The organism is Phytohabitans houttuyneae (assembly GCF_011764425.1).
Taxonomy (GTDB): Bacteria; Actinomycetota; Actinomycetes; order Mycobacteriales; family Micromonosporaceae; genus Phytohabitans; species Phytohabitans houttuyneae.
In genome coordinates this window covers 1,068,098-1,093,776 of the sequence record NZ_BLPF01000004.1, presented here as the reverse complement: position 1 = coordinate 1,093,776, position 25,679 = coordinate 1,068,098, and the positions used below count along the sequence as shown (strand labels likewise).

Annotated in this window: 21 protein-coding genes and 2 pseudogenes; 10 read left to right on the top strand and 13 right to left on the bottom strand. The window is 71.8% G+C overall.

All coding sequences use genetic code 11. The features are described 5' to 3' along the window. Positions 1–4: 4 nt before the first annotated feature. Together Phou_RS47105 and Phou_RS47100 are read right to left on the bottom strand one after the other, a co-directional pair. The gene (locus tag Phou_RS47105) at positions 5–1,414 is read right to left on the bottom strand and encodes a family 2B encapsulin nanocompartment shell protein (RefSeq protein ID WP_246274714.1); all 1,410 of its coding nucleotides are present in this window, start codon (positions 1,412–1,414) and stop codon (positions 5–7) included. 73 nt (positions 1,415–1,487) lie between these two features. Then, positions 1,488–2,885, bottom strand: a complete 1,398-nt coding sequence (locus tag Phou_RS47100) for a family 2B encapsulin nanocompartment shell protein (protein ID WP_246274712.1) — start codon at positions 2,883–2,885, stop codon at positions 1,488–1,490. Positions 2,886–3,065: 180 nt separating this feature from the next. Between Phou_RS47100 and Phou_RS47095 the strand changes: the two genes are divergently transcribed. Both Phou_RS47095 and Phou_RS47090 read left to right on the top strand, forming a co-directional pair. Beyond that, positions 3,066–3,734 (top strand): bestrophin-like domain, encoded by a 669-nt coding sequence (locus Phou_RS47095; RefSeq protein WP_173070790.1) that lies wholly within the window; start codon positions 3,066–3,068, stop codon positions 3,732–3,734. A 60-nt stretch (positions 3,735–3,794) separates the two neighbouring features. After that, positions 3,795–4,259, top strand: coding sequence for a hypothetical protein (locus tag Phou_RS47090; protein WP_173070788.1), 465 nt, complete (start codon positions 3,795–3,797; stop codon positions 4,257–4,259). Here Phou_RS47090 and Phou_RS47085 read toward each other — a convergent pair. The 3 genes and pseudogenes from Phou_RS47085 to Phou_RS47075 all read right to left on the bottom strand — a co-directional run bounded on the left by Phou_RS47085 (position 4,252) and on the right by Phou_RS47075 (position 6,163). Beyond that, entirely contained in the window at positions 4,252–5,196 is a 945-nt protein-coding gene (locus Phou_RS47085; RefSeq protein WP_246274710.1) for a sugar kinase, read from the bottom strand. The genes Phou_RS47090 and Phou_RS47085 overlap by 8 nt on opposite strands. A gap of 154 nt (positions 5,197–5,350) precedes the next feature. Then, positions 5,351–5,815, bottom strand: a pseudogene (locus Phou_RS47080) (bifunctional 4-hydroxy-2-oxoglutarate aldolase/2-dehydro-3-deoxy-phosphogluconate aldolase); the annotation flags it as partial. A gap of 42 nt (positions 5,816–5,857) precedes the next feature. Next, entirely contained in the window at positions 5,858–6,163 is a 306-nt protein-coding gene (locus Phou_RS47075; RefSeq protein ID WP_173071529.1) for an RDD family protein, read from the bottom strand. Positions 6,164–6,482: 319 nt separating this feature from the next. Between Phou_RS47075 and glnA (Phou_RS47070) the strand changes: the two are divergent. Next, positions 6,483–7,906: pseudogene (glnA, locus tag Phou_RS47070) on the top strand (type I glutamate--ammonia ligase). Positions 7,907–8,477: 571 nt separating this feature from the next. Here glnA (Phou_RS47070) and Phou_RS47065 read toward each other — a convergent pair. Next, positions 8,478–9,890, bottom strand: a complete 1,413-nt coding sequence (locus Phou_RS47065) for a pyridoxal phosphate-dependent decarboxylase family protein (protein WP_173070786.1) — start codon at positions 9,888–9,890, stop codon at positions 8,478–8,480. Continuing rightward, the gene (locus tag Phou_RS47060; protein WP_173070784.1) at positions 9,887–11,077 is read right to left on the bottom strand and encodes a glycosyltransferase family 87 protein; all 1,191 of its coding nucleotides are present in this window, start codon (positions 11,075–11,077) and stop codon (positions 9,887–9,889) included. The genes Phou_RS47065 and Phou_RS47060 overlap by 4 nt, the downstream gene beginning before the upstream one ends. A gap of 36 nt (positions 11,078–11,113) precedes the next feature. Here Phou_RS47060 and Phou_RS47055 point away from each other — a divergent pair, with 36 nt between their 5' ends. Next, positions 11,114–12,733 carry a hypothetical protein gene (locus Phou_RS47055; RefSeq protein ID WP_173070782.1) on the top strand — a complete coding sequence of 540 codons (1,620 nt, stop codon included), beginning with the start codon at positions 11,114–11,116 and terminating at the stop codon, positions 12,731–12,733. Positions 12,734–12,736: 3 nt separating this feature from the next. Here the strand turns inward: Phou_RS47055 and Phou_RS47050 are convergent, their stop codons facing one another. From Phou_RS47050 to Phou_RS47035, 4 genes are all read right to left on the bottom strand, one after another. Continuing rightward, positions 12,737–13,558 carry an SAM-dependent methyltransferase gene (locus Phou_RS47050; RefSeq protein ID WP_173070780.1) on the bottom strand — a complete coding sequence of 274 codons (822 nt, stop codon included), beginning with the start codon at positions 13,556–13,558 and terminating at the stop codon, positions 12,737–12,739. A gap of 63 nt (positions 13,559–13,621) precedes the next feature. Continuing rightward, positions 13,622–14,518, bottom strand: coding sequence for a Sco1979 family transcriptional regulator (locus Phou_RS47045; protein ID WP_173070778.1), 897 nt, complete (start codon positions 14,516–14,518; stop codon positions 13,622–13,624). Positions 14,519–14,637: 119 nt separating this feature from the next. Continuing rightward, positions 14,638–17,586, bottom strand: a complete 2,949-nt coding sequence (locus Phou_RS47040; protein ID WP_173070776.1) for a bifunctional [glutamine synthetase] adenylyltransferase/[glutamine synthetase]-adenylyl-L-tyrosine phosphorylase — start codon at positions 17,584–17,586, stop codon at positions 14,638–14,640. Beyond that, the gene (locus Phou_RS47035) at positions 17,586–18,320 is read right to left on the bottom strand and encodes a type 1 glutamine amidotransferase (protein WP_173070774.1); all 735 of its coding nucleotides are present in this window, start codon (positions 18,318–18,320) and stop codon (positions 17,586–17,588) included. The genes Phou_RS47040 and Phou_RS47035 overlap by 1 nt, the downstream gene beginning before the upstream one ends. A gap of 88 nt (positions 18,321–18,408) precedes the next feature. Between Phou_RS47035 and Phou_RS47030 the strand changes: the two genes are divergently transcribed. Together Phou_RS47030 and Phou_RS47025 are read left to right on the top strand one after the other, a co-directional pair. Then, positions 18,409–19,284 (top strand): S66 peptidase family protein, encoded by an 876-nt coding sequence (locus Phou_RS47030; RefSeq protein ID WP_173071527.1) that lies wholly within the window; start codon positions 18,409–18,411, stop codon positions 19,282–19,284. 95 nt (positions 19,285–19,379) lie between these two features. Further along, entirely contained in the window at positions 19,380–19,799 is a 420-nt protein-coding gene (locus tag Phou_RS47025; RefSeq protein ID WP_173070772.1) for an SPW repeat protein, read from the top strand. Here the strand turns inward: Phou_RS47025 and Phou_RS47020 are convergent. Next, positions 19,771–20,271 carry a helix-turn-helix transcriptional regulator gene (locus Phou_RS47020; protein ID WP_173070769.1) on the bottom strand — a complete coding sequence of 167 codons (501 nt, stop codon included), beginning with the start codon at positions 20,269–20,271 and terminating at the stop codon, positions 19,771–19,773. The genes Phou_RS47025 and Phou_RS47020 overlap by 29 nt on opposite strands. Positions 20,272–20,478: 207 nt before the next feature. On the opposite strand from Phou_RS47020, the gene Phou_RS47015 reads away from it, so the two are divergent. Beyond that, positions 20,479–20,871 carry a hypothetical protein gene (locus tag Phou_RS47015; protein WP_173070767.1) on the top strand — a complete coding sequence of 131 codons (393 nt, stop codon included), beginning with the start codon at positions 20,479–20,481 and terminating at the stop codon, positions 20,869–20,871. Positions 20,872–20,925: 54 nt separating this feature from the next. Here Phou_RS47015 and glnA (Phou_RS47010) read toward each other — a convergent pair whose 3' ends face one another. Then, entirely contained in the window at positions 20,926–22,278 is a 1,353-nt protein-coding gene (gene glnA / locus Phou_RS47010) for a type I glutamate--ammonia ligase (protein ID WP_173070765.1), read from the bottom strand. A 184-nt stretch (positions 22,279–22,462) separates the two neighbouring features. On the opposite strand from glnA (Phou_RS47010), the gene Phou_RS47005 reads away from it, so the two are divergent. The 3 genes from Phou_RS47005 to Phou_RS46995 are packed head-to-tail and all read left to right on the top strand — an operon-like array spanning position 22,463 to position 25,592. Beyond that, positions 22,463–23,266, top strand: coding sequence for a hypothetical protein (locus Phou_RS47005; RefSeq protein ID WP_173070763.1), 804 nt, complete (start codon positions 22,463–22,465; stop codon positions 23,264–23,266). Continuing rightward, on the top strand, positions 23,233–24,990 hold the full coding sequence (locus Phou_RS47000; RefSeq protein ID WP_173070761.1) for an NAD+ synthase: 1,758 nt from the start codon (positions 23,233–23,235) through the stop codon (positions 24,988–24,990). The genes Phou_RS47005 and Phou_RS47000 overlap by 34 nt, the downstream gene beginning before the upstream one ends. A 26-nt stretch (positions 24,991–25,016) precedes the next feature. After that, a complete protein-coding gene (locus tag Phou_RS46995) occupies positions 25,017–25,592 on the top strand; it encodes a Uma2 family endonuclease (RefSeq protein ID WP_173070759.1) in 576 nt (191 codons plus the stop codon). The last annotated feature ends 87 nt before the right edge of the window (positions 25,593–25,679 follow it).

Sequence of the window (25,679 nt, the reverse complement as noted above, 5' to 3'; positions counted from 1 at the left end):
GCCGTCACTGCCTTTCCCCACCCGCAGCCGCCCCGGGCTGAATCTCGACGTTCTCGAGGATCCCCAACGCGTCCGGCACGAGCACCGCGGCCGAGTAGTAGGCGCTGACCAGGTACGAGCGGATCGCCTTCTCGTCGATGCCCATGAAGCGCACGGACAGGCCGGGCTCGTACTCGTCCGGCAGCCCGGTCTCGCGCAGGCCGATCACGCCGCTCTCGTCCTTGCCGGTGCGCATCGCCATGATCGAGGTGATGCCACCCGGCCCGATCGGGATCTTGTCGCAAGGCAGCACCGGTACGCCGCGCCAGCCCATCACCTGGCGCCCGTCCACGTCGACCGGCGCCGGGTACACGCCCCGCCGGCTGCACTCGCGGCCGAACGCGGCGATGGCGCGCGGGTGGGCGAGGAAGAACCTCGTGCTGCGCCGGCGGCACAGCAGGTCGTCCATGTCCTCGGGCGTGGGTGGGCCGTTGCGGGTGTGTATCCGCTGCTTCAGGTCCGCGTTGTGCAACAACCCGAACTCACGGTTGTTCACCAACTCGTTCTCCTGCCGCTCCCGCAACGCCTCCACCGTCAACCGCAACTGCTGCTCCACCTGATCCATCGGCTGGTTGTACAAATCAGCAACCCGCGAATGCACCCGCAACACCGTCTGCGCCACCGAAAGCTCGTACTCCCTCGGCGACAGCTCGTAATCCACGAAGGCGCCGGGGAGGGGGTGCTCGCCCGTGTGGCCGGCGGACATCGCGATCGCCGCCTCCCCCTGCCGGTTGCGGCGCTGCCGAGGGCGGGCAAGGACGCTCCGCACGTGCGCGGTCACCTCTTCAAGCTCCACAAGGGAGCGTCGCGGCAGCGCGAGCAGGATGCAGGGCGTGAGCGCCTTGACGCCGAAGTCCCAGGTCCGTTCGCCGCCGGCGAGCACCTGGTCGCCGAAGTGGTCGCCGCCGGCGAGCGTGCCCAGCACGGTCGGGTCGCCGTACCGGCCGGCGCCGAGCCGGCTCAGCTTGCCGTGCGCCACGAGGTAGACGTGCTCGGCGGGCTGTCCCGCGGTGACGATGACCTCGCCCGGCGCGTACTCGCACTGCTCGAAGCGGTCGGCGAGCGCGGCCAGCACACCGTCGTCGGTAAGCCCGCGCAGCAGCGGCAGCTCGCGCAGCTCCTGCGGTACCACCCGCACACGGGCGCCGGTGTTGGTGAAGCTCACCCGCCCGTCGCCGAGGGTCAGGGTCAGGCGGCGGTTGACGCGGTACGCGCCGCCCGGCGCCTCCTCCCACGGCAGCATGCGCAGCAGCCAGCGCGGCGAGATGCCCTGCATCTGCGGCACGGACTTGGTCGTCGTCGCGAGGTTGCGCGCCGCCGTCGCGCTCAGGGACTGGTTCGGTCGTACGTCCGATGTGGACTCGGTCAGGGTCACCACACACCACCATTCACGCGAGGGACGGTCCGGCCGCGCCGGGGGCACGGCCGGACCACGGGGTCGTTCGGGGTTAGCCCTCTCGTCCGATCTCCACGTTCTCCAGGACGCCGAGCGCGTCGGGCACCAGGACGGCGGCGGAGTAGTAGGCGCTGACCAGGTACGAGATGATCGCCTGGTCGCTGATGCCCATGAAGCGCACGGACAGCCCCGGCTGGTACTCGTCCGGCAGCCCGGTCTGGTGCAGCCCGATAACGCCCTGCCGGTCCTCGCCGGTGCGCAGCAGCATGATGGACGTCGTGCGGGTGTCGCTGATCGGGATCTTGTTGCACGGCAGCAGCGGGATGCCCCGCCAGGCCGGCACCTGGTGGCCGGCGAGGTCGACGCTCTGCGGGTAGATGCCGCGACGGCTGCACTCCTGGCCGAACGCCGCGATGGCGCGCGGGTGGGCCAGCATGACGGTCGGGTCCTTCCAGACGGTGGCGAGCAGCTCGTCCATGTCGTCCGGCGTGGGTGGGCCGTTGCGGGTGTGTATCCGCTGCTTCAGGTCCGCGTTGTGCAACAACCCGAACTCACGGTTGTTCACCAACTCGTTCTCCTGCCGCTCCCGCAACGCCTCCACCGTCAACCGCAACTGCTGCTCCACCTGATCCATCGGCTGGTTGTACAAATCAGCAACCCGCGAATGCACCCGCAACACCGTCTGCGCCACCGAAAGCTCGTACTCCCTCGGCGACAGCTCGTAATCCACGAACGTGCCGGGCAGCACGGGCTCGCCGGTGTGCCCCGAGGAGACCTCGATCTCGGCTTCGCCGTGCCGGTTCTGCGGCAGGCCGGAGCTCGCGCGCAGCTGTTCGATGTGCGCGCGCAGCTGCTCGGACTGGTCGGCGAGGCGTTCGACGTCCGATCGCGGCAGGGACAGCACGGTGCAGGGGGTTACGGCCCTGACGGTGTACTCCCAGATGCCGGCGGCGTCCACGATGGACTGGTCGCCGAAGTAGTCACCGTCGGCGAGCGTGCCGAGCACGGTCTGGTCGCCGTACTGGCCGGTGCCGACCTTGCTCACCTTGCCGTGCGCGATCAGGTACACGTGATCGGCCTCGTGTCCGAACTCGACGATCACGTCGCCGGGCGCGTACTCGTGCTGGTCGAAGCGCTCCGCGAGCGCGAGCAGCAGCTCGTCGTCCTCCAGGCCGCGCAGCGCGGGCAGCTCCCGCAGCTCCTGTGGCACCACGCGCACCTGCGCGCCGGTGTTGGTAAACGTCACCCGGCCGTCGCCGATCGCGTACGACATGCGGCGGTTGACCCGGTACACGCCGCCGGCCGCCTGCACCCAGGGCAGGACGCGGAGCAACCAGCGCGACGATATGCCCTGCATCTGCGGCACCGACTTCGTCGTCGTCGCGAGGTTCCGCGCCGCCGCCGTGCTCAGGCTCTGGTTTTGTCGAGCGTCCTCGATGGGTTCGGTCACGGTCACTGCGCACACACCACCAATCGCTGAAGGCGTAAGGGGGAGAGAAAGAGACGGCGCACGGGCCGCTGCGATGGAAGCTAACACCGCGTATTTGACCCCGTACAGGGCTCTGACCTGCAGGTACTTCGAACGGGTGTTTCGCCGTCATGGCCGGTCACAGCGGCGCGTCTGGCGTACATGAGCTCCGAGTCCGAGCCCGGTACCGGCGCCGTCTTCTCGATGGTCGGCGTGCTGTACGCGATCCTCCTGGCATTCGTCGTCATCGTGGTCTGGGAGTTCTCCAGCAAGGTGCACGACGACGTGCAGGCCGAGGCGAACGACGTCTCACAGATCTACTTCACCGCCCGCACGCTGCCCGAGCCGCAGCGCAGCAGGCTCACCGCGCTCGCCCGCGACTACGCGCACACCGTGGCGTACGACGAGTGGCCGGCGATGCGGGACGGCGGCACCAGCGCCGACGCCCGCGCGCAGGTGGCCCGGATGCGCGCGGAGACCGCCGCCCTGCGGCCGGTGGACGCCCGCGAGGAGATCCTCATGGGGCAGACGCTCGACGCCATCAACGCGCTCGTCGACGCGCGGCGGGAGCGCACCGGCGCGGTCAGCTCGCCGGTACCGCCGGTCATGTGGATCGGCCTGCTCGCCGGCGCGGTGATCACGATCGGCTTCACCTTCTTCTTCAGCTACGGCCGCTTCCGCGCCCAGCTGCTGATGATCACCGCGATGGCCGTGCTGCTCGCGTTCACGCTCTGGCTGACGTACGAGATGAGCCACCCGTTCAGCGGTCCGACCGGCCTGGGGCCGGACGCGTTCCTGGCGATCCTCGCCAGGTTCGACGAGTTCAGTTAGGAGCGGCTACGGGCGAGCGAAGCGAGCCGTGGCCGTTCGACGTGATGGAAGGAGATGGCGATGTACACACGGCGCAACCATCTGGCCGGCCTCGGGCTCGGCCTCGTCGCCGGCGCGCTGGCCGCGCCGTCACCGGCTCGGGCGCGGTCCGCCGTCGAGCTCGTGGCGAAGCGCAAGAAGATCACCCTGCCCGACCTGCCCACTCCGGGCCTGACGTACATCGCGACGTTCGACCTGACCGACCCGGCCGGCGCGGGCGCCGGCGTGGCCGCCGCATCGACGTCCATTGTGGACGTCACGCTGGAAGGGCCGGTGATCCTCAGCCAGGTCGTGCTCCAGCTCGCCGACGGTGAGATCCACTACCAGAGGCTGCTCAACCGCTTCGGCGCCTACCCTCGCGCGTCCGTCGGCGCGATCCTCGGCGGCACCGGCGCATACGCGATAGCCCGCGGCGACGTGCAGGTCACCTGGCCGGACCAGGACACGATCAAGCTGGCGCTCAACCTGGTGGAGCCGTCTACCTGACGGTGCTGCCGGGCACCGCGTCGAGCAGGGCAAGCTCGGTGCGGGTGGGCAGCCCTTCCCAGTCGCCCCGCGCGGCCACCGCGAACGCACCGGTCGTCACCGCCCGGTCCAGCCGCCCGGTCAGGTCGGTGCCGTCGAGCAGGCCGGAGAGGTAGCCGGCGACGAACGCGTCGCCCGCGCCGACGGTGTCCACCACCGGCACCCGGCGGGCCGGCCGGTCGATGGTCAGGTTCGGCGTGTGCGCCGAGGCGCCGTCCCCGCCGCGCTTGACCACGACCTCGCCCACGCCCGCGCCGAAGAGCGTGGTCAGCGGGTCGGCGCCCGGGTCGACAAGCACGGGCAGCTCGTCCTCGGAGGCGACCACGAGGTCGACGCTCGGCAGCAGCGGCCGGAGGGCGGCCGCCGCGCGGTCGACGCTCCAGAGGCGGGCGCGGTGGTTGACGTCCAGGCACACCTTTGCGCCGGCCGCCTTGGCCAGGGCGACCGCGCGCATCACCGCGGCGCTCGGGCCGTCGCCGAGAGCCGGCGTGATGCCGGTTATGTGGAGCACCCGCGGTGTGCCGGCCTCGAAGGCGGCCACGACCTCCGCCTCGGACAGCTGGGCGCCGGCCGAGCCGGAGCGGTAGTAGGTCACCCGGGTCACGTCGGCGACGCGCGGCTCAAAGATGATCAGGCCGGTCGGCGCGTCCGGCGACACCGCGCACGCCGAGACGTCCACGCCCTCGGCCCGCAGCGTGCGCAGCACCAGCGCGCCCAGCTCGTCGGCGCCGGTCACGCCCACCCAGCGGGCCGAGTGTCCGAGCCGGGACAGCCCGATGGCGACGTTGGCCTCCGCGCCCGCGATCGAGAGCGACAGCTGGCCGCCGAGGCGCAGCGGCCCACCCGCCCGGAGGGCGGCCATCGTCTCGCCGAACGTGAGGACGTCGACCGGGCTCACGCCGCGCCGATCGCGTCGAGGAAACGCTTGACCCGCTCGCGCAGCGCGGACACGTCACCGCCGTGCGGCGCGTCACCCAGCAGGGGCGAGCCCACCCGACGGCGACCGCACCGGCGGCCAGGTAGCCGCGCGCCAGCTCGGCGTCGACGCCGCCGACCGGGACGAACGGCACGTCCGGGAAGGGGTCGCGCAGCGCCTTCAGGTACGGCGGGCCGCCCACCGACGCCGGGAAGAGTTTGACCGCGGTGGCGCCCGCGCCGGTGGCGGCGATCACCTCGGTCGGGCTGAGCGCGCCGACGAGCGCCGGGAGCCCGAGCCGCGACGCCTCGTCGACACCAGGCCCGTAGCCGGGGGTCACCACGAACGACGCACCCGCCTCGGCCGCCCGCATCGCGTCGACGGCCGTGCACACGGTGCCGGCGCCCAGCGCCACCTCCGGCCCGAGCTCGGCGCGGGCCCGCTCGATCACGGCTTCGGCGCCGGTCGTGGTCAGCGACACCTCCACAAGCGGCACGCCGGCCTCGACGAGCGCGATGACGCTCCGGGTGGCCGCGTCCGCGTCCCGCCCCCGGACGATCGCGACCAGCCGGTACTGCTCCAGCAGTCCCCTGAGATCCACAACCCCATCCTGCCCGCTGCCCGGCGGGAGCGCAGCCAGGGGCTACGGGTTGACGACGATCGAGCCGGCGGCGCGGTCGTGCAGGCCCCGGCGGTGGGCGTCCATGATGAGCGCGGGCACGACCAGCGCGAGCAGCAGGCCGCGCAGGAGCGCGCGCGGGATGCCGATGCGGCCGCCGTCCTTGAACGAGACGCACTTGAGCCGGACGATGGCCATGCCGGGCGTCTGCGCGAAGAGGCCGATGAAGAAGCCGTACTCCAATATGAGGACGAGCACCGGCGGCCAGCCGTCGCGCAGCGGGTCACTGAAGAGGTTGGAGACCAGAAGGCAGAGCACCCAGTCGATGATGAGCGCGCCGAACCGTTTCGCGAGGGTCGGCAGCTCGGCTGGCTCGGTCACGATCGCCCAGCCTACGGGACACCTGAGCACATACCGCCCCCGGAGGCGGTCGGTCGGTGTATGGTCCGTTCGGTGACTTGGTGGCGGCCAAGTGGTGGACTTTGCCACACAGCGCACCCTCTACCGCTGACGTAACACGGCGGAAACATTAGAGACACGCCCGGGCAACGGCACAGCCATACCGTCGCGACCAGCCAGCCATGCAGGCGGCGGTGCCCGCCCTAAAGCTCAGCGACGTAATAGCTCAGCGACGTGCCAGGAGGACGTGTTGTTCGCCAATTCCGAGGAACTCCTTCGGTACCTCAAAGACGAGGGCGTGAAATTCGTCGACGTACGGTTCTGTGACCTGCCCGGTGTGATGCAGCACTTCAACACCCCGGTCGAGTCCGTCGACGACAGTCTTTTCACCGACGGCCTTGCCTTTGACGGTTCGTCGATCCGCGGCTTCCAGCAGATCCACGAGTCGGACATGCTGCTGCTGCCGGACGTGGCGTCCGCGTACATCGACCCGTTCCGCGCGCAGAAGACCCTCGCGCTGAACTTCTTCATCCACGACCCGTTCACGCGTGAGGCCTACACGCGTGACCCGCGCAACGTCGCCAAGAAGGCGGAGGCCTACCTCGCCGCCAGCGGCATCGCGGACACGGCGTACTTCGGTGCCGAGGCCGAGTTCTACGTCTTCGACTCGATCCGCCACGAGACGGCGGCCAACAAGGCGTATTACTACATCGACTCGATCGAGGGCGCTTGGAATAGCGGCGCTGAGGAAGACGGCCGCAACCTCGGCTACAAGACCGCCTACAAGGGTGGCTACTTCCCGGTGCCGCCGGTCGACCACTACGCCGACCTGCGCGACCAGATCGTGTCCAACATGCTCGGTGCCGGCTTCACCGTCGAGCGGTCGCACCACGAGGTGGGCACCGCCGGCCAGGCCGAGATCAACTACAAGTTCTCCACGCTGCTGCACGCGGCCGACCAGATGCAGCTCTTCAAGTACATCGTGAAGAACACCGCCTTTGCCGCCGGCAAGACCGCGACGTTCATGCCCAAGCCGCTCTTCGGTGACAACGGCTCCGGCATGCACACCCACCAGAGCCTCTGGCTCAACGGTGAGCCGCTCTTCTACGACGAGACCGGCTACGCGGGCCTGTCCGACACCGCCCGGTGGTACATCGGCGGCCTGCTGCACCACGCGCCGTCGCTGCTGGCGTTCACCAACCCGACCGTCAACTCGTACCGGCGGCTGGTCCCCGGCTTCGAGGCCCCGGTCAACCTGGTCTACTCGCAGCGCAACCGCTCCGCCTGCACCCGCATCCCGGTCACCGGCAGCAACGCCAAGGCCAAGCGGGTGGAGTTCCGGGTGCCGGACCCGTCCGCCAACGTCTACCTGGCCTTCTCGGCCATGATGATGGCCGGCCTCGACGGCATCAAGAGCAAGATCGAGCCGCCGGAGCCGATCGACAAGGACCTGTACGACCTTCCCCGGAGGAGTGGGGCAGCGTCAAGCAGGTGCCCGGCTCCCTGCCCGAGGTGCTCAACTCGCTCGAGGCCGACCACGACTTCCTGCTCGAGGGCGGCGTCTTCACGCCTGACCTGATCGAGACCTGGGTGACGTTCAAGCGGGAGAACGAGGTCGACCCGATCCGCCTCCGCCCGACGCCGCACGAGTTCGAGCTCTACTACAACGTCTGATCGAAAGTCCGGGTCGTGAAGGCCGGCGTGCTTGGGCGCGCCGGCCTTCACGTTTCCCCGACCACGACGCCGGCCTCCAAGAGACCCAACCCGAAACAGATGCGGGCTACCGCGACGTCCGTCGTGGTCCGGACCGTTGCGCGGGGCCCCCGGGGAAACGTGGAGCGCAGCGGAGCGTTTTCTTGGGGTGCGTTCCCGCGGCCTCGCCCTCCGCGGTCGGCGAGCTCACCCCAACCCCGGGCGGCCGACTCCGGCGGATCAGTCAGCGTTCTTGATCGGCATCGGCAACGGCGACCACCCCGCTCGGTTGTGGACAGATCCGCCACCTCGACCCCACCGCTCTTGGGACGCCTGGGGTGGCTGGGCGCATTGCTGCGCCCAGCTCCGGAGCCACCCCCAGCCACTCCCCGGCTACAGGCCGCAGGAGCGACGGGGAGCGTCCTCCGGGGTCTCCCCACGCCGACCTCGGCGAGGGCGGTGGGGTCCACCTTGGACAGCGACGACGTGGGGTGTCCACGACGGACGGCATCCGGCGGCGGACTGCGGCGACATCCGGGCGACGACGCCTTGGTCAAGGGATCAGGGAGCGGACGATCTCGACGAACGCCTCGATGTCGGATTCGGTGGTGCGCCAGTTGACGATCGCCGGCCGCAGGGCGACGCGGCCGCCGTAGAGGGTGGTGCCGGCGAACACGCGGCCGTCCGCGAGCACCGCCGCGCCCACGCGGCGGTTGAGATCGTCCAGCTCCTCTTCGGGTACGCCCGGCGGGCGCACCCGGAAGCAGACGATGCACAGCGGGACGTCGGCCAGGCGTTCGAGGTCGGGGGCCGCGTCGACGAGGGCCGCGAGGTGCTGCGCCAGATCGAGGTGGCGCTCGACCATCGCCTGGTAGCCGGAGCGGCCGTACGCGGCGAGCGTCGCCCAGATCGGCAGCGCACGCGCGCGGCGGGACGACTCGGGCCCGAGCAGCGCATAGCCGCCCCGCGGGTCGTCGGGGGCGGGCAGGTAGGCCGCACCCGGCATGCCGAACGCGGCGGCTAAGCGGGCTGGCTCGCGCAGGAAGGCGAAGCCGCTCTCGTACGGCACGTTGAGCCACTTGTGCGCGTCGCAGGCGATCGAGTCGGCGCGCTCGATGCCGGCGACCAGTCCCGCGGTCCGCGGCGACAGCGCGGCGAAGAGGCCGAACGCGCCGTCCACGTGCAGCCAGGCGCCGTACCGCTCGGCGAGGTCGGCGAGCTCGGCGACGGGGTCGAAGTCGCCGGCGTTGACCTCACCGGCGTTCGCGATGATGACGGCGGGCGCGCCCAGCTCGGCCAGGCGCCGCTCCATCGCGGCAAGGTCGGCGCGGCCGATGTCGTCGCGGGCGAACACCTCGACGCTGTCCCGGCCGTGTCCCAGCATCTGCAGTGCCTTGCGCGAGCTCGCGTGCACGTACCCGCCGGAGAGCACGGGCATCCGCGGCAGCCCGACCAGCCCGTTCGCGGCAACGTCCACCCCGTGCCGCTCACCCCACCAGTGGGTGGCCGCGCCGAGCCCGGTGAAGTTGGCGAACGTCGCGCTCGCGACCAGCGCACCGCCGTACCCCTCGGGCAGGCCGAACAGCTCACGCAGCCAGCGCAGCGCCACGGTCTCGACCTCGGTGGCGAACGTGGAGGAGTTGCGGAAGGCGGCGTTCTGGTCGAGCAGCGAGGCCGTCCAGTCGCCGGCGAGGGCGGCCGGGGTCACGCCGCCGATCACGAAGTGGAAGAAGCGCGGGCCGGCGGAGTGGGTGGCGGCCTCGGTACCCACGTGGAGGAGCTTGCGCACCGCGGCGGCCGAGCCGTCGCCCTTGTCCGGAAGGTCGCCGGCCAGCTCCCGCAGCAGCGGCGCGGCGGCCGGGTCGAGGACCGGGCGCCCGGCGAGCGAGGCGAGGTACGGTCCGGCCGCGTCGTACACCTGGCGAAGAACACTCTCGCCGTCGCCGTCCAGCAGTGGGTCGGTCATGCCCTCACAATGCGCCCTTGATCGGCCCGCGCGGAGGACCAATCGGAAAGAGGTGGCCCGTCCGACCGGTCGGGTATCGGCAGCAGCACCAGCAGGGCGATGCTGAGCCACACGTACATGTTGCTGCCGATGAAACCGCTCACGCCGGGCGAGCCGCGCTCCCAGATCCAGACAAACCGGCTGATCAGGAACCCGTAGGCCACGATCGCGAAGATGACGAGGCGGCGGTTGCGGGCCTCCAGCGCGCGGTCGAAGAGCAGGATCAGCGCGGGCAGCAGCCACACGAGGTGGTGCACCCACGTCACCGGGCTGATCAGGCACTGGACCACGCCGGTGAGCGCGAGCCCGGTTCGCACGTCGGCGTTGCGCACCCGCCACACCCACACGCCCAGCGTGGCGACGACAAGGGCCAGCCACGCGACAGTGCTCGGGTGCAGCGGGTCGAGCCGCGCCACGACACCCTGCAGCGACTGGTTGGAGACGAAGGAGAGCGAGCCGATCCGGTCGGTGTTCCACAGCATCTCGGTCCAGAACTGCCGCGACGCGTCCGGGGCTAGGGCGGCGGCCAGCAGCGTCACCCCCGCGGCCGTCGCGCTCGCGGTGATCGCGGCCCGCCAGCGGCGGGTGACCAGCAGGTACAGGATGAAGATCCCCGGGGTCAGCTTGACCGCGGTGGCCAGGCCGATGCCCACTCCGGCCGCCTTGTGCCCGCGCCCGGCCAGCCACAGCAGGTCGACCGCGACCAGGAAGAGCAGAAGCATGTTGACCTGGCCGAACGTGAACGTCTCCCGCATCGGCTCGAACGCGGCCACCAGCAGCACCGCGATAGCGAACGCGAACCAGCGCGTCCACCCCTCCCGCCGCGCGATCGGGTCGACCAGCCACCACACGACGAGGCCGCCGGTGACCACCGCGGCGAGGCAGCTGATCACGATGGCGACCGGCCAGGACACGTACGCCATGGGCAGCATCGCGAGCGCGGCGAAGGGTGGATAGGTGTACCCGTACTTGCTGTTGGGCTTGAGCCAGTCGTAGATCTGGCCGCCGTCGTGCACCCAGTAGTTGACCGCGCCGTAGTAGACCTTGAGGTCGAAGAAGTCGTGGCGGATCGTGGCGACGTACAGGAACGCGGCCGTCGCCACGACCGCGGCGGCGACGATGGCGATCCTCCTGTTCACCTGCTCCATGCTGCCAGTTACTCTCGGCGCCAAGTGGAGGTGGGCGTGTCCGAGGGTCGTACGGTGGGTGCCACCGCGGCCCTGGCGACGGCGCTGGCCGCCACGTTCCTCGCACTGCCGAAGATGGGGTCGGACCTGTCGGCCCAGGTCGCCCGCGCGGACTTCTTCGCCGACCACGGCCTCACGTTCATCGATCTGCGCTGGTACGGGGGGACGAACCAGTTCGGGTACAGCCTCGTGTCCCAGCCGGTCATGGCCCTGCTCGGGGTCCGGGTGACCGGCGCGCTCGCGCTTGTCGGGGCGGCCGTGGCGTTCGCGGCGCTGCTGGTGCGCACCGGCGTGCCCCGGCCACTGCTCGGCAGCCTGGTCGGCGCCGTGTGCATCGCCGGCAACCTCGTCTCGGGCCGGGTCACGTACGCGCTGGGCGTGGCCTTCGGGCTCGCGGCGCTGGTGGCGCTCGTGTCCGGTCTCCGCCACCGGCTGCTCCTCGCCGGCGGGCTCGCGCTCCTGGCCTCCGCGACAAGCCCGGTGGCCGGGCTTTTCGTGGGGCTGGCCGGCGTAGCGCTGATGCTGGGGAAGCGTCCCGGGGGTCGGGCCGGGCCGAGCCGGCAGGTGGGGCTGCTGGATGGCGCGGTAGTCGCGCTCGCCGGCGCGGTGCCGCTCGGTGTCACCGCGCTGCTCTTCGGCGAGGGCGGCTGGATGAACATCAGCCGCACCGACGCCACCCACGCGATCGTCACGAGCCTGGCCGTGGCGCTGCTGGTCACGTACCGCCCGGTCCGTGCCGGTGCGCTGCTGTCCGCCGCCGGCGTGCTGGCCGCCGCGCTGGTGCACACCCCGGTCGGGCTGAACGCGACCCGGCTTGCCGCGATGTTCGCGCTGCCGGTCCTTGCGGCCTGTGCGCGCGTGCCCCGGATGCCGCGCGGCGTCCGCTCGCCGCGCATCCACGCCCGGATCCGCCTGCCCCGCCGCACCCGCAACCGCCTCGCCGCGGCCGGGCTTGTCGTGACGCTCGCCGCCGGGTACTGGTGGCAGCCGCCGGTGTCCTGGGCCGACCTGCGCGACGCCGGCAACCCGACCAGCGACCCGGCGTACTTCGCGCCGCTGCTCGCCGAACTGCGCGCCCGCCGCCCCGCCGGCAGGATCGAGGTACCGCCGACGCGGGACTACTGGGAGGCCGCGTACCTCGACGGGTTTCCGCTGGCCCGGGGGTGGCTGCGGCAGGTGGACATCGAGCGCAACCCGCTGTTTTTCGAGAGCGTGCCGGGCGCGTCCGGCACGGGCGTCGCGCTCACGCCGGACGGGTACCGCGCGTGGCTGGCAGACAACGCGGTCACCTACGTGGCGGTGCCCGACGCGGAGCTGTCCTGGGTGGGCCGTACCGAGGCCGCGCTGGTGCCGCGGGTGCTGCAGCAGGTCTGGGCGGGCGGCCACTGGCGGCTGTTTGCGGTGCCCGACCCCACGCCGATCGTCGCCCCACCCGCCACGCTCGTCACGAGCGACGCCGCCACGCTGGCGTTCGACACACCGGTGGGCGGCGACGTGCGCGTCCGGATACGGCACAGCCGCTGGCTCGCGATCGACGGCGGCGCGACCCTGACCCGCGACGGCGAGTGGGCACTGGCCCGCGTACCCGGCCCGGGCCGCTACACGATCACGTCGTAAGGGTTAGGGCTTGCGGGCGACGCCGACCAGGTTGTCGAGCAGCGGCGGCGGGCCGGACGGGCTGGGGTCGGGGCGCCAGGTGGTGACGTCGACAAGACCGGGCTCGACGAACTCCAGGCCGTCGAAGTAGCTGCCGATCTCCTCGGGGCTGCGCATCGCGTACGGCGGGTTGGCCGTCTGGTTCCAGATCTTCATGACCTCGTTGAGCTCGGGGTTGGTGTTGGCGCCGTCGACCACCACCAGGTAGCTGCCCGAAGCCAGCGCGTCCATGATGCGCCGCACCACCGCCTGCGCTTCCTCCACTGTGGGCAGATGGGCCAGGATGCCGGAGAGGATCACCGCGATCGGCTTGGTGAAGTCGAGCGTGCGCCCCGCCTCGCGCAGGATCGTCCCGGTGTCGCGCAGGTCCGCGTCGATGTAGTCGGTCGCACCCTCGGGGCCGCTGGTCAGCAGGGCGCGGGCGTGCACGAGCACGAGCGGGTCGTAGTCGACGTACACGATGCGTGACTCGGGCGCGACGGACTGCGCCACCTCGTGTGTGTTGTTGGCCGTGGGAAGGCCGGTGCCGACGTCGAGAAACTGCCGGACGCCCGCCTCGCCGGCCAGGTAGCGCACCGCGCGGTTGAGCACTGCGCGGTCGGCGCGGGCGATGTCCACAATGATCGGAAACGCCTTGGCGATCTCGTCGCCGAGGGCGCGGTCGACGGCGTAGTTGTCCTTGCCGCCAAGCCAGTAGTTCCACACCCGAGCGGTCTGCGGAACAGTGGTGTCAATCTTGGGCTTTACTGCCTCTCCGCTACTGGAGAGGTCCGTTTCCTCGGTCACGAGCGATGCCCTTCGGGGGTGTGCCGCACTGGGGTTTGGCGCGCGCCAAGGATATACATCCGATCAGTCCGGGGCCTCGTCGAGGTCGTGGATGATCCGGTCCAGTATCCGCACGGTGTCACGCACCGGCGCGGCCTCGACGAAGAGCCTGTTGACCGCGTCGAAGTAGTGGTCGACGTCTTCGCGCTTGTCCAGGTAGAGCGCGCCGGCCAACTGTTCCATGTAGACCACGTCGGGCAGGCTGGCCTGCGGGAAACGCAGGATCGTGAACGGGCTGCCGGCCGCGGCGTAACCACCAGCCGCGAGCGGCACGACTTGGAGGCTCACGTTCGGCGCCTTGATGACCACGGAGATCAGCGACTCGAGCTGGTCGCGCATCACCCGCTTGCCACCGACCGGACGGCGCAGCGCCGCCTCGTCGACCACCGCCCACAGCCGCGGCGGGTCCGGCCGGGTGAGCACCTGCTGGCGCTCCAGGCGGAGCCGGACGCGCCGCTCCACCTCTTCGAGCTGGCCGACGCCGTGGTTGAGGCGCATGACCGCCCGCGCGTACTCCTCGGTCTGCAGCAGCCCCGGCACGAACGCGACCTCGTAGGTCCGGATCAGCGAGGCGGTCGCCTCCAGGCCGAGGTAGCGCTGGAACCAGTTGGGCGTCACGTCGCTGTACGGCTGCCACCAGCCAGGCTCGTTGGCCTGCCGGACGCGGGCCAGCACGGCCTCACGCTCGGTCTCGTCGTCAACCCCGTACAGCGTGAGGAGGTCTTTGACGTCGCGCACCTTGAAGCCGACCCGACCCAGCTCCATCCGGCTGAGCTTCGACTCAGAAGCACGGATGGTCTCGCCAGCTTCCGCCCTGGTCAGCCCCCGCTCCTCACGCAGCTGGCGGAGCTGGGCACCCACGATGATCCGGACGGCGGTGGGGCCGTCGACGGGCCGGTCCTGCTCTGGCAATCCAGTCACCCGCACCTCCCGGGGCTGTCCCGAGGCTTAGCATGCCACCGCCTTGGTGACCAACGCCAGTGATCTAGCGGGCTTTCCGATCAATACGTCCCCGACCTGGGCAATCTCGAAAGATTGGCTCAGCTGGCGAGGACGCGTTCGCAGGCGGCGCGCGATCGTCGGGTCGTGCGCAGGTAGTAGTCGAGGAACTCGCCCGGGTCGTTGCCGTGGAGCAGCCGCACGACGCCGGCCAGCTCGACGCCGTGCCGGGGCAGTTGGTCGGTCGGGCGGCCGCGGACCAGCGTCAGCGCGTTGCGGACGCGGGCGGCGAGCGTCCAGCCGGCGGCCATCGCCTCGGCGTCGCCCGTCGGCACCAGCCCGGCCGTGTGGGCGGCGGTGAGCGCGTCGATCGTGCGCGTGCAGCGTAGCTCCGGCACCGCCCGCGCGTGGCGCAGCTGCGTCAGCTGTACCGCCCACTCCACATCGGCCAGTCCGCCGCGGCCCAGCTTGGCGTGGGTGGCCGGGTCGGCGCCGCGGGGCAGGCGCTCGGTCTCGACCCGCGCCTTGATGCGGCGGATCTCGGTGATCTGCTCGCGGGTGAGGCCGTCCCGCGGGTACCGGATGGTGTCGGCGAGCGCCTCGAACTCGCGTCCCAGCGCCTCGTCGCCGGCCACCCACCGGGCGCGCAGCAGTGCCTGCGCCTCCCACACCTTCGACCAGCGGGCGTAGTACTGCGCGTACGCGGCGAGGCTGCGCACGAGCGGGCCCTGCCGTCCCTCGGGGCGCAGGTCGGCGTCGACGCCGAGCGGCGGGTCGGGCGCCGGGCGGCCGAGCTGGCGGCGCAGCTCCTCGGCGATCGCGTGCGCGGCGGCGCTCGCCCCGTCTTCGGGCACACCGGCCGGCGGGTCGTACACGAAGAGCACGTCGGCGTCGGAAGGGTAGCTCATCTCGTACCCGCCGAGCCGGCCCATGCCGATGATGGCGAACCGCAGCCCCGGCAGCGCCGGCACCGAGGCGCGGGCGGCCCGCAGCGCGGCGCCGAGCGTCGCATCGGCCACATGGGACAGTGCACTGCCGACGGCCGTGATGTCGACCGGCTGCGCGGGCGCGAGCGTGCCGGCGTGGGCGAGGACGTCCGCGCAGGCGATGCGGAACAGCTCGCGGCGGCGCAGCGCGCGCACCGCTCCGATCGCTTCCTGTAGGACGCCGTGCCGCTCCGCCGCCGCGACGAACCCCTCGCGGAGCACGTCGCGCTGCCGCGGCACGAGCTCCGCGTCGTCGGCGAGCAGGCGCAGCGCCTCGGGATCGCGGGCGAGCAGGTCGACCGCGTACCGGGACAGGCCGAGCACGCGCGCGAGCCGCAGCGCGACCGGACCCTCGTCGCGCAGCAGGCGCAGGTACCAGGGGCTGCCGCCGAGCTTGTCGGAGACCTGCCGGTAGCTGAGCAGCCCGCGGTCGGGCTCCGGCGCGTCGGCGAACTCCTGCAGCAGCACCGGAAGCAGTGTCCGCTGGATGGCCGCCGTGCGGGACAGGCCACCGGTCAGCGCCTCGATGTGGCGCAGCGCGTTCGCCGGCTCGAAGCCCAGCACGCGCAGGCGCTTCGCGGCCGACTCGGGCACCATGCGCAGCCCTTCGGCCGGCACCCGGGCGACCGCCTCCAGCAGCGGTCGGTAGAGCAGCTTGGCGTGCAGGCGGCGTACCTCGGCGGCGTGCGAGACCCAGTCGGCGCGGAACGACTCGACGGCCTCGCGCCCCGGCATGGCCGTGTACCCCAACGCGTGCGCGAGCCAGCGGACGGCGGTCGGGTCGGTCGGCACGGTGTGGGTGCGGCGCAGCGCCTGCAGCTGCAGCCGGTGCTCAACGGAGCGCAGGAAGCGGTACCCGCGCAGCAGCGCCTCGCCGTCCGCGCGGCCGACGTAGCCGCCGGCGACAAGGGCGCGCAGCGCCGGCAGCGTGCCGGGCACGCGCAGCGATTCGTCCACGCGGCCGTGCACGAGCTGGAGCAGCTGCACCGCGAACTCGATGTCGCGCAGCCCGCCCGGCCCGCGCTTGATCTCGCGGTCGAGCTCGCGGGCCGGCACGTTGTCGATGATCCTGCGGCGCATCGCGCGTACGTCCTCGACCGCCTCGGGTCGCTCGGCGGCGTGCCACACCAGCGGGGCCAGCTGGTCGATCCACTCCCGGGCCAGCTCCTCGTCACCGGCCGCCGGACGGGCCTTGAGCAGCGCCTGGAACTCCCACGTGCGCGCCCACCGCCGGTAGTACGACAGGTGGCTGGCGAGCGTGCGCACCAGCGGGCCGCGGCTGCCCTCCGGGCGCAGTGCGGCGTCGACCTGCCACGCCACCTGGCCGCAGATCGCGATCAGCCGGGCCGCGACCGTGGTACCCGCGGACAGGTCGGCGTCGGTGGCCGCGACGAATATGACGTCCACATCGGACACGTAGTTGAGCTCGTTTCCGCCGCACTTTCCCATCGCCACGACCGCGAGGCGGGGCGGCTCGGTGCCGGCGGGCAGCTCGGCGACCGCGATGCCGTACGCCGCACCGAGCGTCGCGTCGGCCAGCGCGGACAGCGACGCCATGGTCTGCTCCAGGCCGCGCCCGCCGGTCAGGTCGGCCGCCGCGATCCGCAGCAGCGCCAGGCGGTACGCGGTGCGCAGCGCAGGCACGGTCGGCGTGGCCAGGCGCAGCCCGCCGTCACCGTTCGGCGCGACGCCGTCCTCGCCGGTGACCAGCGCGCCCCAGTGCTCGGGGTTGGCGACGAGATGGTCGCCGAGCGCGGACGAGGCGCCGAGCACGGCCACGAGCCGGCGGCGCAGGCCGGCGTCCCGCGTCATGGTGGTCAGCAGCGTCCCGTCCTGGCGGCTGTCGGCCTCGGCCAGCCGGTGCAGCTGCCGCAGCGCGAGGTCGGGGTCGGCCGCGCGGGAAAGGGCGGTGAGCAGCTCGGCGGCCGGCTCGCCGGTCGGCTCCTGCGCGGCCTGGTCCCACAGCCCGAGGCCGTCCGGGCCGAGCAGCTCGGCGGCCCGGTCGATGTCGCTGGACAGGCCGAACCCGAATCGCGCCAGGCGCGCGCTCGACGGCTTGGTCATTACTGGCCCAGCAGCGGCAGCGGGCGGCGCACGTCGCTCAGCTCGCCGAGCGCCAGCGCCGCGAAGCGGGCCGCGAACGGCTGCCACACCTCCTCGATGTCGACCATCACCGCGTCGCAGGCCGCGACGATCTCGTCGGCGTCGTAGCCCTCCGGCGCGCTCGCCGCCCACTCCGCGATCATCGGGGTGTCGCACTCGATGTGGAACTGCAGCGCCCAGGCCCGCTCACCCATCCGGAACGCCTGGTGCGGGTATCGGGTCGAGGCGGCGAGCAGCACCGCGCCCGCGGGCAGCTCGGTGATCTCGTCGATGTGCCACTGGAGCACGTCCGGCGCCAGCGGCACGTACCGGAACAGCGTGTCGGTCTCGGCCGCGTCGCGGCGGCCGACCAGCGCCGGTCCGATCTCCGGTCCGGCGGAGCTGCGCTCGACGGTACCGCCGTGCGCCGTCGCCATCAGCTGGGCGCCGAGGCAGATCGCCAGCGTGGGCACGCCGTTGCGGGTCGCCTTGCGCAGCAGCGCCTCGATCCCGTCGAACCAGTCCGGGCGCGGCGGGTACGCCGACTGCTCACCGCCCAGCACCACAAGCGCGGCGTACCCCTCGAGGTCCGGTGGGAGCGGTTCGCCCGCGTACGGGCGGACGACCGTCAGGGCCAGGCCCGCCTCGGTCAGCCACTCCCCCAGCCGCCGCGCGTCGTCGGTCGGGTCGTTTTCGATCACCAGCGCCGTACTCACGTACCGAGGCTATCCCGGACCGGGCTGGCCGTAGGCTCTGGGCGTGACCGCGTTGCTACCACGTGCCCTGCGGCCCGGCGACACCGTGATGCTCGTCTCGCCGAGCGGACCCACCCGGCCCGAGCGCGTGGCCCGCGGCATCGAGCTGCTGACCGGGTGGGGGCTGCGGCCGCTGCTCGCGCCGAACGCGTACGCGCGGCAGGGCTACTTCGCCGGCGCCGACGCCCTGCGCGCCGCCGACCTCAACGCGGCGTTCGCCGACCCGGAAGTACGGGGCGTGCTGTGCACCCGCGGTGGGTACGGCGCGCAGCGGATCGTGGACGACATCGACATGGCCGCCGTGCGGCGCGACCCGAAGGTGGTGGCCGGCTTTTCCGACATCACCGCGCTGCAGCTAGCGCTCTGGCGGGGTGCGCGACTGGCCACAGTGCACGGTCCCGGCGCGGCGTGGCTGGACGAGCGGACGCCGCCGGGGTCGGCCGAGTCGCTGCGGAGCGCGCTCATGGCCACCGACCCGATCGTGGTCAAGCGGGTCGAGACCGAGGAGACCGCGCCGGTAACGGTGCCCGGCACCGCCACGGGGCCGCTGATCGGCGGCAACCTGAGCCTCATCGTGTCCACTGTGGGCACGCCGGACTTCCCTGACCTGCGCGGTGCGATCCTGCTCGTGGAGGACGTGTCCGAGGCGCCGTACAAAGTGGACCGCATGCTCACGCACCTGCGCCGCGCCGGCGCGCTCGACGGCGTGGCGGGCGTAGCGGTGGGGCAGTTCACCGACTGCGCCGACGGCTGGCCCGTGACGGTGAGCGACGTGCTCGCCGAACGCCTCGGCGACCTGGGCGTACCGGTGCTCGGCGGCCTGCCGATCGGGCACGGCACCGGCCAGCTCACCGTGCCGGTCGGCACCCTGGCCACCATCGACGCGGACGCCGGCGTGCTCACCGTGTCGCCGGGTGTGACGTGACAGTCACTTTGTCCGTGGCCGGCCGGCCGCCCCGCGGAGCAGGCTGAGAGGTGGGTGGGAAACCCCCACCGTTCTCCTCAGGGAGGTGGGTCGCGATGACAGCGCCCGCAATCGAACAGCACCCCGACATCGCCGCTCTCCGCGCCCGCTACGACCGGGCGGCGGAGACCCCGACCGCACAGCTCGTCGAGGGCCTGACCCTGCTCACGGGCCTCTACCTGGCGATGTCTCCATGGGTCGTCGGCTTTACCGACCACGGCGGCCTGGCCGCGAGCAGCCTCTTCTCCGGGGTCGCGGTCGCGCTGCTGGCTCTCGGCTTCGCTTCCGCGTACGGCCGGACGCACGGCATCGCCTGGGTCACCCCGGTCATCGGCGTCTGGACCATCCTGTCACCGTGGCTGGTCAGCGGCCCGACGGCGGACGCCTCGGCGGTCACGAGCACGGTGATCGCCGGCGCGCTGGCGGTGCTCTTCGGCCTCGGCATGCTCACGATGGGCATGCGCCGTCGGATGTGACACGAGGGCCGGCTCCGAAGCCGGCGACGATCAGATCGGCAGCGGCGAGCCGGCGCGGGGGCGCCGGCTCGCCCGTCGCTGTCAGGGACTCGATGCGGTCCGTGCGGAACGCGCGGACCGCGTCACGCATCCGGCACCAGGCCACCAGGTACCAGTAGCCGTGATCGGCGAGGTAACCCATCGGCTCGATGCTCCTCGTGGTGGGCACGCCGTGCCGGTCGGCGTAGTCGATGCGGAGCACCGTGCGCTCGTGCAGCGCGTCCGCCACCACCCGCGGCACCACCGGCGTCGTGTCGCGGGACGCGCGGTCGGCCAGCTCGCGCGCCGCGACAAGGTCGTCGTCGGGCATCACGCGCACCAGCTTGCGCAGCGCTGAGGCGGCGTCGGCGTGCAGCGGGGTGCCGGCCAGGCCGTAGAGCGCCATCGCGATCGCGACCGCCTCCGTCGGCGTGACCTCAAGGGTGCAGCACATCCATCGACGCTACGGCCGGCACACGTGATCGAACAAGTGTTCGATCCACTTCCTGTGTGCGGGCTGATGGCGCAGGACGCCAAACGGCGCTATCCGCGCAAGACGGGCGCGAATTTTCAGCCCCGGGACAGGTTCTCCACGGTGAAAGCCCAGCTCACGCCCCCAGCCTCGGTCGGGTACCCCCTTCCGAGCGAATTTGGAGGTTGCATGAGTAGGCCAATGACCAAGCGGGCCGCGCTCACCGGACTGGCCGTCGCGGGCGTGCTGTCAGTGGGCATCGCCGCGCCGATCGCCGCCTACGCCGCCGACCGGGACGGCCGGCCGCCAGCCGGCTCGTACGGCTACGGCCCGGACCGGCAGGGTGGCGGCAAGGACCGCGCCGCACACGAGGCCGAGTTTGCCGCGGCGCTGGCCAAGGAGCTGGGCATCCCGGAGGACCAGGTAGCGGACGCGCTGAGCAAGGTGCGCGAGCAGCTGCGTCCCGAGGGCAAGCCTGGCGAGGGTCCGGGCCGCGGCCACGGCCCCCGCGGCGGCCAGCCGCCGTCGTCCCCATCGTCGCCGTCGTCACCGGAAAGCCCGGCGCCGAGCCCGACGAAGTAGCGAGCCCAGGCGGCGTCCGCGGCCAGCGGACGCCGCCCGGTCAGCTCGCGCGTGTCAGAGAGCGCCGAGGTAGCGCTGCCGCTCGTACGGCGTGACCTCGCGACGGTACTGCTCCCACTCCGCCCGCTTGTTGCGCAGGAAGAAGTCGAAGACGTGCTCGCCGAGCACCTCCGCGACAAGCTCGGAACCGGCCATCACGTCGATCGCCTCGGAGAGGTTTTCCGGCAGCGCTTCGTATCCCATCGCCTTGCGCTCGGCGTTGGAGAGCGCCCACACGTCGTCCTCGGCGCCCGGCGGGAGGTCATACCCCTCCTCGATGCCCTTGAGGCCTGCGCCGAGCATGACCGCGAAGGCCAGGTACGGGTTGGCGGCCGAGTCGAGCGAGCGGACCTCGACGCGGGCCGAGTTGGGCTTGCCATACGCCGGGACGCGCACCAGCGCGGAGCGGTTGAGGTGGCCCCAGCACACATACGCCGGGGACTCGGTGATCCGGTCGGGCAGCGCCTGCGGGAAGAGCCGCTTGTACGAGTTGACCCACTGGTTGGTGACCGCCGTGTACTCCCGGGCGTGCACCAGCAGGCCGGCGATGAACGCCTTGGCCACCTTCGAGAGCTTCATCGGGTCGCTCGCGTCGTGGAACGCGTTGCGCTCGCCCTCGAAGAGTGAGAGGTGGGTGTGCATGCCGCTGCCGGGCTGGTCGGTGAACGGCTTCGGCATGAACGTGGCCCGCACCCCGTGCGAGAGCGCGACCTCCTTGACCACGTGCCGGAAGGTCATGATGTTGTCGGCCGTGGTGAGCGCGTCCGCATACCTCAGGTCGATCTCCTGCTGGCCGGGCGCGACCTCGTGGTGGCTGAACTCCACCGAGATGCCGATCCGCTCCAGGGCGAGCACCGCCTGGCGGCGGAAGTCGCGCGCGACCGCGTGGGTGGTGTGGTCGAAGTAGCCGCCCGCGTCGACCGGCGTCGGCACCGAGCCGTCGGAAGGGCCGTTTTCCAGGAGGAAGAACTCGACCTCGGGGTGGGTGTAGAAGGTGAAGCCCTTTTCCGCCGCCTTGGAGAGCGCGCGGCGCAGCACGTGGCGCGGGTCGGCCCAGGAGCCGCTGCCGTCGGGGAGCAGGATGTCGCAGAACATCCGGGCGCTCTCGCCGCTCACCCCACCCTCGAACGGGAACACCTGGAACGTCGTCGGGTCGGGCATGGCGATCATGTCGGACTCGAAGACGCGGGCGAAGCCCTCGATCGCCGAGCCGTCGAAGCCGATGCCCTCGTCGAACGCCGCCTCCAGCTCGGCGGGCGCCACCGAAACGCTCTTGAGCGTGCCCAGCACGTCGGTGAACCACAACCGGACGAACCTGATGTCGCGCTCCTCCAACGTACGGAGCACGAACTCCTGCTGACGGTCCACTTCATCCCCTACTGACGCTCTGCCGTGGTGGCGCTCTAGCTGCGCAAAAGCTGGCGGATCAGTCTCCCGCCACACCGTTACACCGACGTTACGTGAAGAGGGCATCGGTCGCGGTACCGGGTCCTGGCGCAACCTGTCCGGTTCGTGAACGTTGATACCAAACGTACGGGAAGGGACAAGCGCCATGCCACGATTCCGTGTGATCGCCTGCGGGATCGCACTCGGTGGTGCGCTGGCCGCCGTGATCGCGGTGGCCGGCGTCATCCACGTACGCGTGAACGACGGTGACCACCCGCCGGCCCCGCGCTCGTCCGCGCTGGCCGGGCACCTCACGGCCACCCAGCCGGAGCTGGCCGACGCCCTGCTGGAGGACCGCGACCTGCCCGAGGGGTACCGCCCCGCGCCGGCCACGCGACCCGCGCCGGTCGAGGACGGCGGCCGTACCGAGCGGTGCCGTGCACTCTTCGAGCGCCCGTGGGACGTGGCCGGCGAGGGTGCCCGTGAGCAGGCGGTCGGCGCCTACGCGGGGCGGCAGCCGGCCGCGCTCCTGCGCCAGGCGCTGGCGCTCTTCGAGCCCGGCGGCGCGGCGCGCGCGGTGGGCGAGCTGCGCCGCGCGTCCGGCTCGTGCCCCGAGTTCGACGCCCGCCTGGAGGACGGGACCGCCGTCCGGGTCCAGCTCCGCGAGATGGCACTGCGGCGGGTCGGCGACGAGGCCTACGCGGTCAGGCTCACCGCCCGCCCGCTGGGCCACCGCGACGCATCGGGTACGCGACACGGCTACCTGGCCGTCGGACGCCTCGGCCCCGTGCTGTCCGTGCTGCGCCACCTGGGCACGGCCGGCGCGGCCGAGGCGGAGCGCGTGGCGGAGATGCTCACCCGGACGCTGCGGCGGGCCAGCCCTCTCGTGCGCCCTGTCACAGAGCATGAGGCGTCCGAAGTTGGGAAGATGAGGACATGCCGACTCTGCGTCTCGCCCTCGCCCAGGTAAACCCGACCGTCGGCGACCTGTCCGGCAACGCGGCCATCGTGCGCGAGTGGAGCCGGGCCGCCGCCGACTCGGGCGCCCAGCTCGTCGCGTTCCCGGAGATGATGCTGACCGGATACCCCGTGGAGGACCTCGTCTTCCGCGAGTCCTTCGTGGCCGCGTCGGTCGCCGCCCTCGAGCGCCTCGCCGCCGACCTCGCCGCCGACGGCCTCGGCGACCTGCCGGTCGTGGTGGGCTACCTCGACGCCGACGGGCCGGCCCGGATCAGCGCCGAGGCCGAGCCCGACCGCGGGCCGCGCGACGCCCTGGCGCTGCTGCACGGTGGCCGGGTGGCCGTGAAGTACTACAAGCACCACCTGCCCAACTACGGCGTGTTCGACGAAGACCGCTACTTCGTGCCCGGTGACTTCCTGGCCGTCGTCCGGATGGCGGGCGTCGACGTCGCGCTCACCGTCTGCGAGGACATCTGGCAGGCAGGCGGGCCGTTCGCGATCGCCCGGCAGGCGCGGGTCGGCCTGGTCGTCAACATCAACGGCTCGCCGTACGAGCTGGACAAGGACGACGTGCGGCTCCCGCTTGTCGCCCGGCGTGCGCGCGAGGCCGGTGCCCCTGTGGCGTACGTGAACATGGTCGGCGGCCAGGACGAGCTTGTCTTCGACGGCGACTCGATGCTCGTGGCGGCCGACGGCACGCTGCTGGCTCGCTCACCCCAGTTCGGCGAGCACCTGCTCATCCACGACCTCGACCTGCCGGCCGCCGACCCGGACGCGCCGGAGGGCGACCTCGGCGAGATGAGCGTGCGGCGGCTGGTCATCGACCCCGTGCCGGCCGCACCCGCCAGCCCGCTCGACGGCGGCGTCGCCGACCGGGTCACCGACGAGGCCGAGGTGTGGCAGGCGCTCGTGCTCGGGCTGCGCGACTACGTGCGGAAGAACGGCTTCCGGTCGGTCGTGCTCGGCCTCTCCGGCGGCATCGACTCCTCGGTGGTGGCGGCCATCGCGGTGGACGCGCTCGGACCCGACCGCGTGGTGGGCGTCTCGATGCCGAGCCAGCACTCGTCCGAGCACTCCCGTGACGACGCGGCCGACCTCGCCAAGCGCACCGGCCTCGACTACCGGATCGAGCCGATCCAGCCGATGGTCGACGCGTTCCTGTCGAACATGTCGCTGTCCGGCCTGGCGGTGGAAAACCTGCAGGCGCGCGTGCGCGGCGTGATCCTCATGGCACTGTCCAACCAGGAGGGTCATCTGGTGCTCACGACGGGCAACAAGAGCGAGCTGGCCGTCGGCTACTCCACTTTGTACGGTGACTCGGTCGGCGGTTTCAACCCGCTCAAGGACGTACCGAAGACGATGGTGTGGACGCTCGCCCGGTGGCGCGACGCCGAAGCCGAGCGGCGCGGCGCCGAGCCGCCCATCCCGGAAAACGCGATCAGCAAGCCGCCGAGCGCCGAGCTTCGCCCGGGCCAGCTCGACACGGACTCGCTGCCCGACTACAACGAGCTGGACGCGATCCTCGCCGGGTACGTCGACGGCGACAAGGGGCGCGACGACCTGATCGCCGAGGGGCACGACGCCACCGTCGTCGACAAGGTGCTGCGGATGGTCGACGTCGCCGAGTACAAGCGCCGCCAGTCCGCGCCTGGCACGAAGATCTCGATCAAGGCGTTCGGCCGCGACCGCCGCCTGCCCATCACGAACAGGTGGCGCGAGCCCTCCGACCGGTAGCATGGGCAGATCGAGGGAGGTGAGCCATGACCATGGTCGACCCCAGGCCGCGCCTGCGTGTGGACCTACCCGTCTACGACCTGACGCTCGACGACGTGGCGGAGTTGGCCGCCGCGGACGAGCACGGACATCGCTACGAGCTGGTTGAGGGTAACCTCCTCATCATGGCGCCGGCCGACGTCGACCACATGCGCGTCATCACACAGCTACTGGTTTGGTTTGTTGCCAATGGCTACGCCCAGGATCTCGTGCTTCCGACGCCCGGCCTGCGCATCAAAGGACGGTCGTCCGGCCGTAACCCCGATCTGATGGTGCTGCGTCACTCTGTCGCCGGAAACACTGTGTGGATCGAGCCGGAGGACGCGCTCCTGGTTGTCGAGGTCGTCTCGCCCAGCACCCGGAGCGAAGATCGGCTGCGTAAGCCCGCGGAATACGCCGGTGCCGGGGTCCCGCACTTCTGGCGCGTCGAGCGCGACAACGGGCCGGCGACGGTTCACATGTTCGCGCTCGGGCTCGACGAGCGCGGCGAGCGGACCTACATCGGTCACGAGGCCGCGCTGCTCGACCGTCTTGTCGAGGGGCCACCACCCACCCTCGCGTAACGCGTGTGAAATCTTCCACTAACACCTGACGTGTCCCGCGGGTGCGGTGGGACAGTTGCTCCAGTGACCCGGGGACCGCGTGCGCGG

What these genes read in the sequence shown, in the direction of transcription:
- Phou_RS47030 (WP_173071527.1), top strand. Translation starts at nt 18,409, where the DNA reads ATGCTCGTCTCGCCGAGCGGACCCACCCGGCCCGAGCGCGTGGCCCGC.
- Phou_RS47090 (WP_173070788.1), top strand. Translation starts at nt 3,795, where the DNA reads ATGTACACACGGCGCAACCATCTGGCCGGCCTCGGGCTCGGCCTCGTC.
- Phou_RS47005 (WP_173070763.1), top strand. Translation starts at nt 22,463, where the DNA reads ATGCCACGATTCCGTGTGATCGCCTGCGGGATCGCACTCGGTGGTGCG.
- Phou_RS47015 (WP_173070767.1), top strand. Translation starts at nt 20,479, where the DNA reads ATGAGTAGGCCAATGACCAAGCGGGCCGCGCTCACCGGACTGGCCGTC.
- Phou_RS47065 (WP_173070786.1), bottom strand. Translation starts at nt 9,890, where the DNA reads ATGACCGACCCACTGCTGGACGGCGACGGCGAGAGTGTTCTTCGCCAG.
- Phou_RS47025 (WP_173070772.1), top strand. Translation starts at nt 19,380, where the DNA reads ATGACAGCGCCCGCAATCGAACAGCACCCCGACATCGCCGCTCTCCGC.
- Phou_RS47000 (WP_173070761.1), top strand. Translation starts at nt 23,233, where the DNA reads ATGCCGACTCTGCGTCTCGCCCTCGCCCAGGTAAACCCGACCGTCGGC.
- Phou_RS47095 (WP_173070790.1), top strand. Translation starts at nt 3,066, where the DNA reads ATGAGCTCCGAGTCCGAGCCCGGTACCGGCGCCGTCTTCTCGATGGTC.
- Phou_RS47060 (WP_173070784.1), bottom strand. Translation starts at nt 11,077, where the DNA reads ATGGAGCAGGTGAACAGGAGGATCGCCATCGTCGCCGCCGCGGTCGTG.
- Phou_RS46995 (WP_173070759.1), top strand. Translation starts at nt 25,017, where the DNA reads ATGACCATGGTCGACCCCAGGCCGCGCCTGCGTGTGGACCTACCCGTC.
- Phou_RS47020 (WP_173070769.1), bottom strand. Translation starts at nt 20,271, where the DNA reads ATGTGCTGCACCCTTGAGGTCACGCCGACGGAGGCGGTCGCGATCGCG.
- Phou_RS47040 (WP_173070776.1), bottom strand. Translation starts at nt 17,586, where the DNA reads ATGACCAAGCCGTCGAGCGCGCGCCTGGCGCGATTCGGGTTCGGCCTG.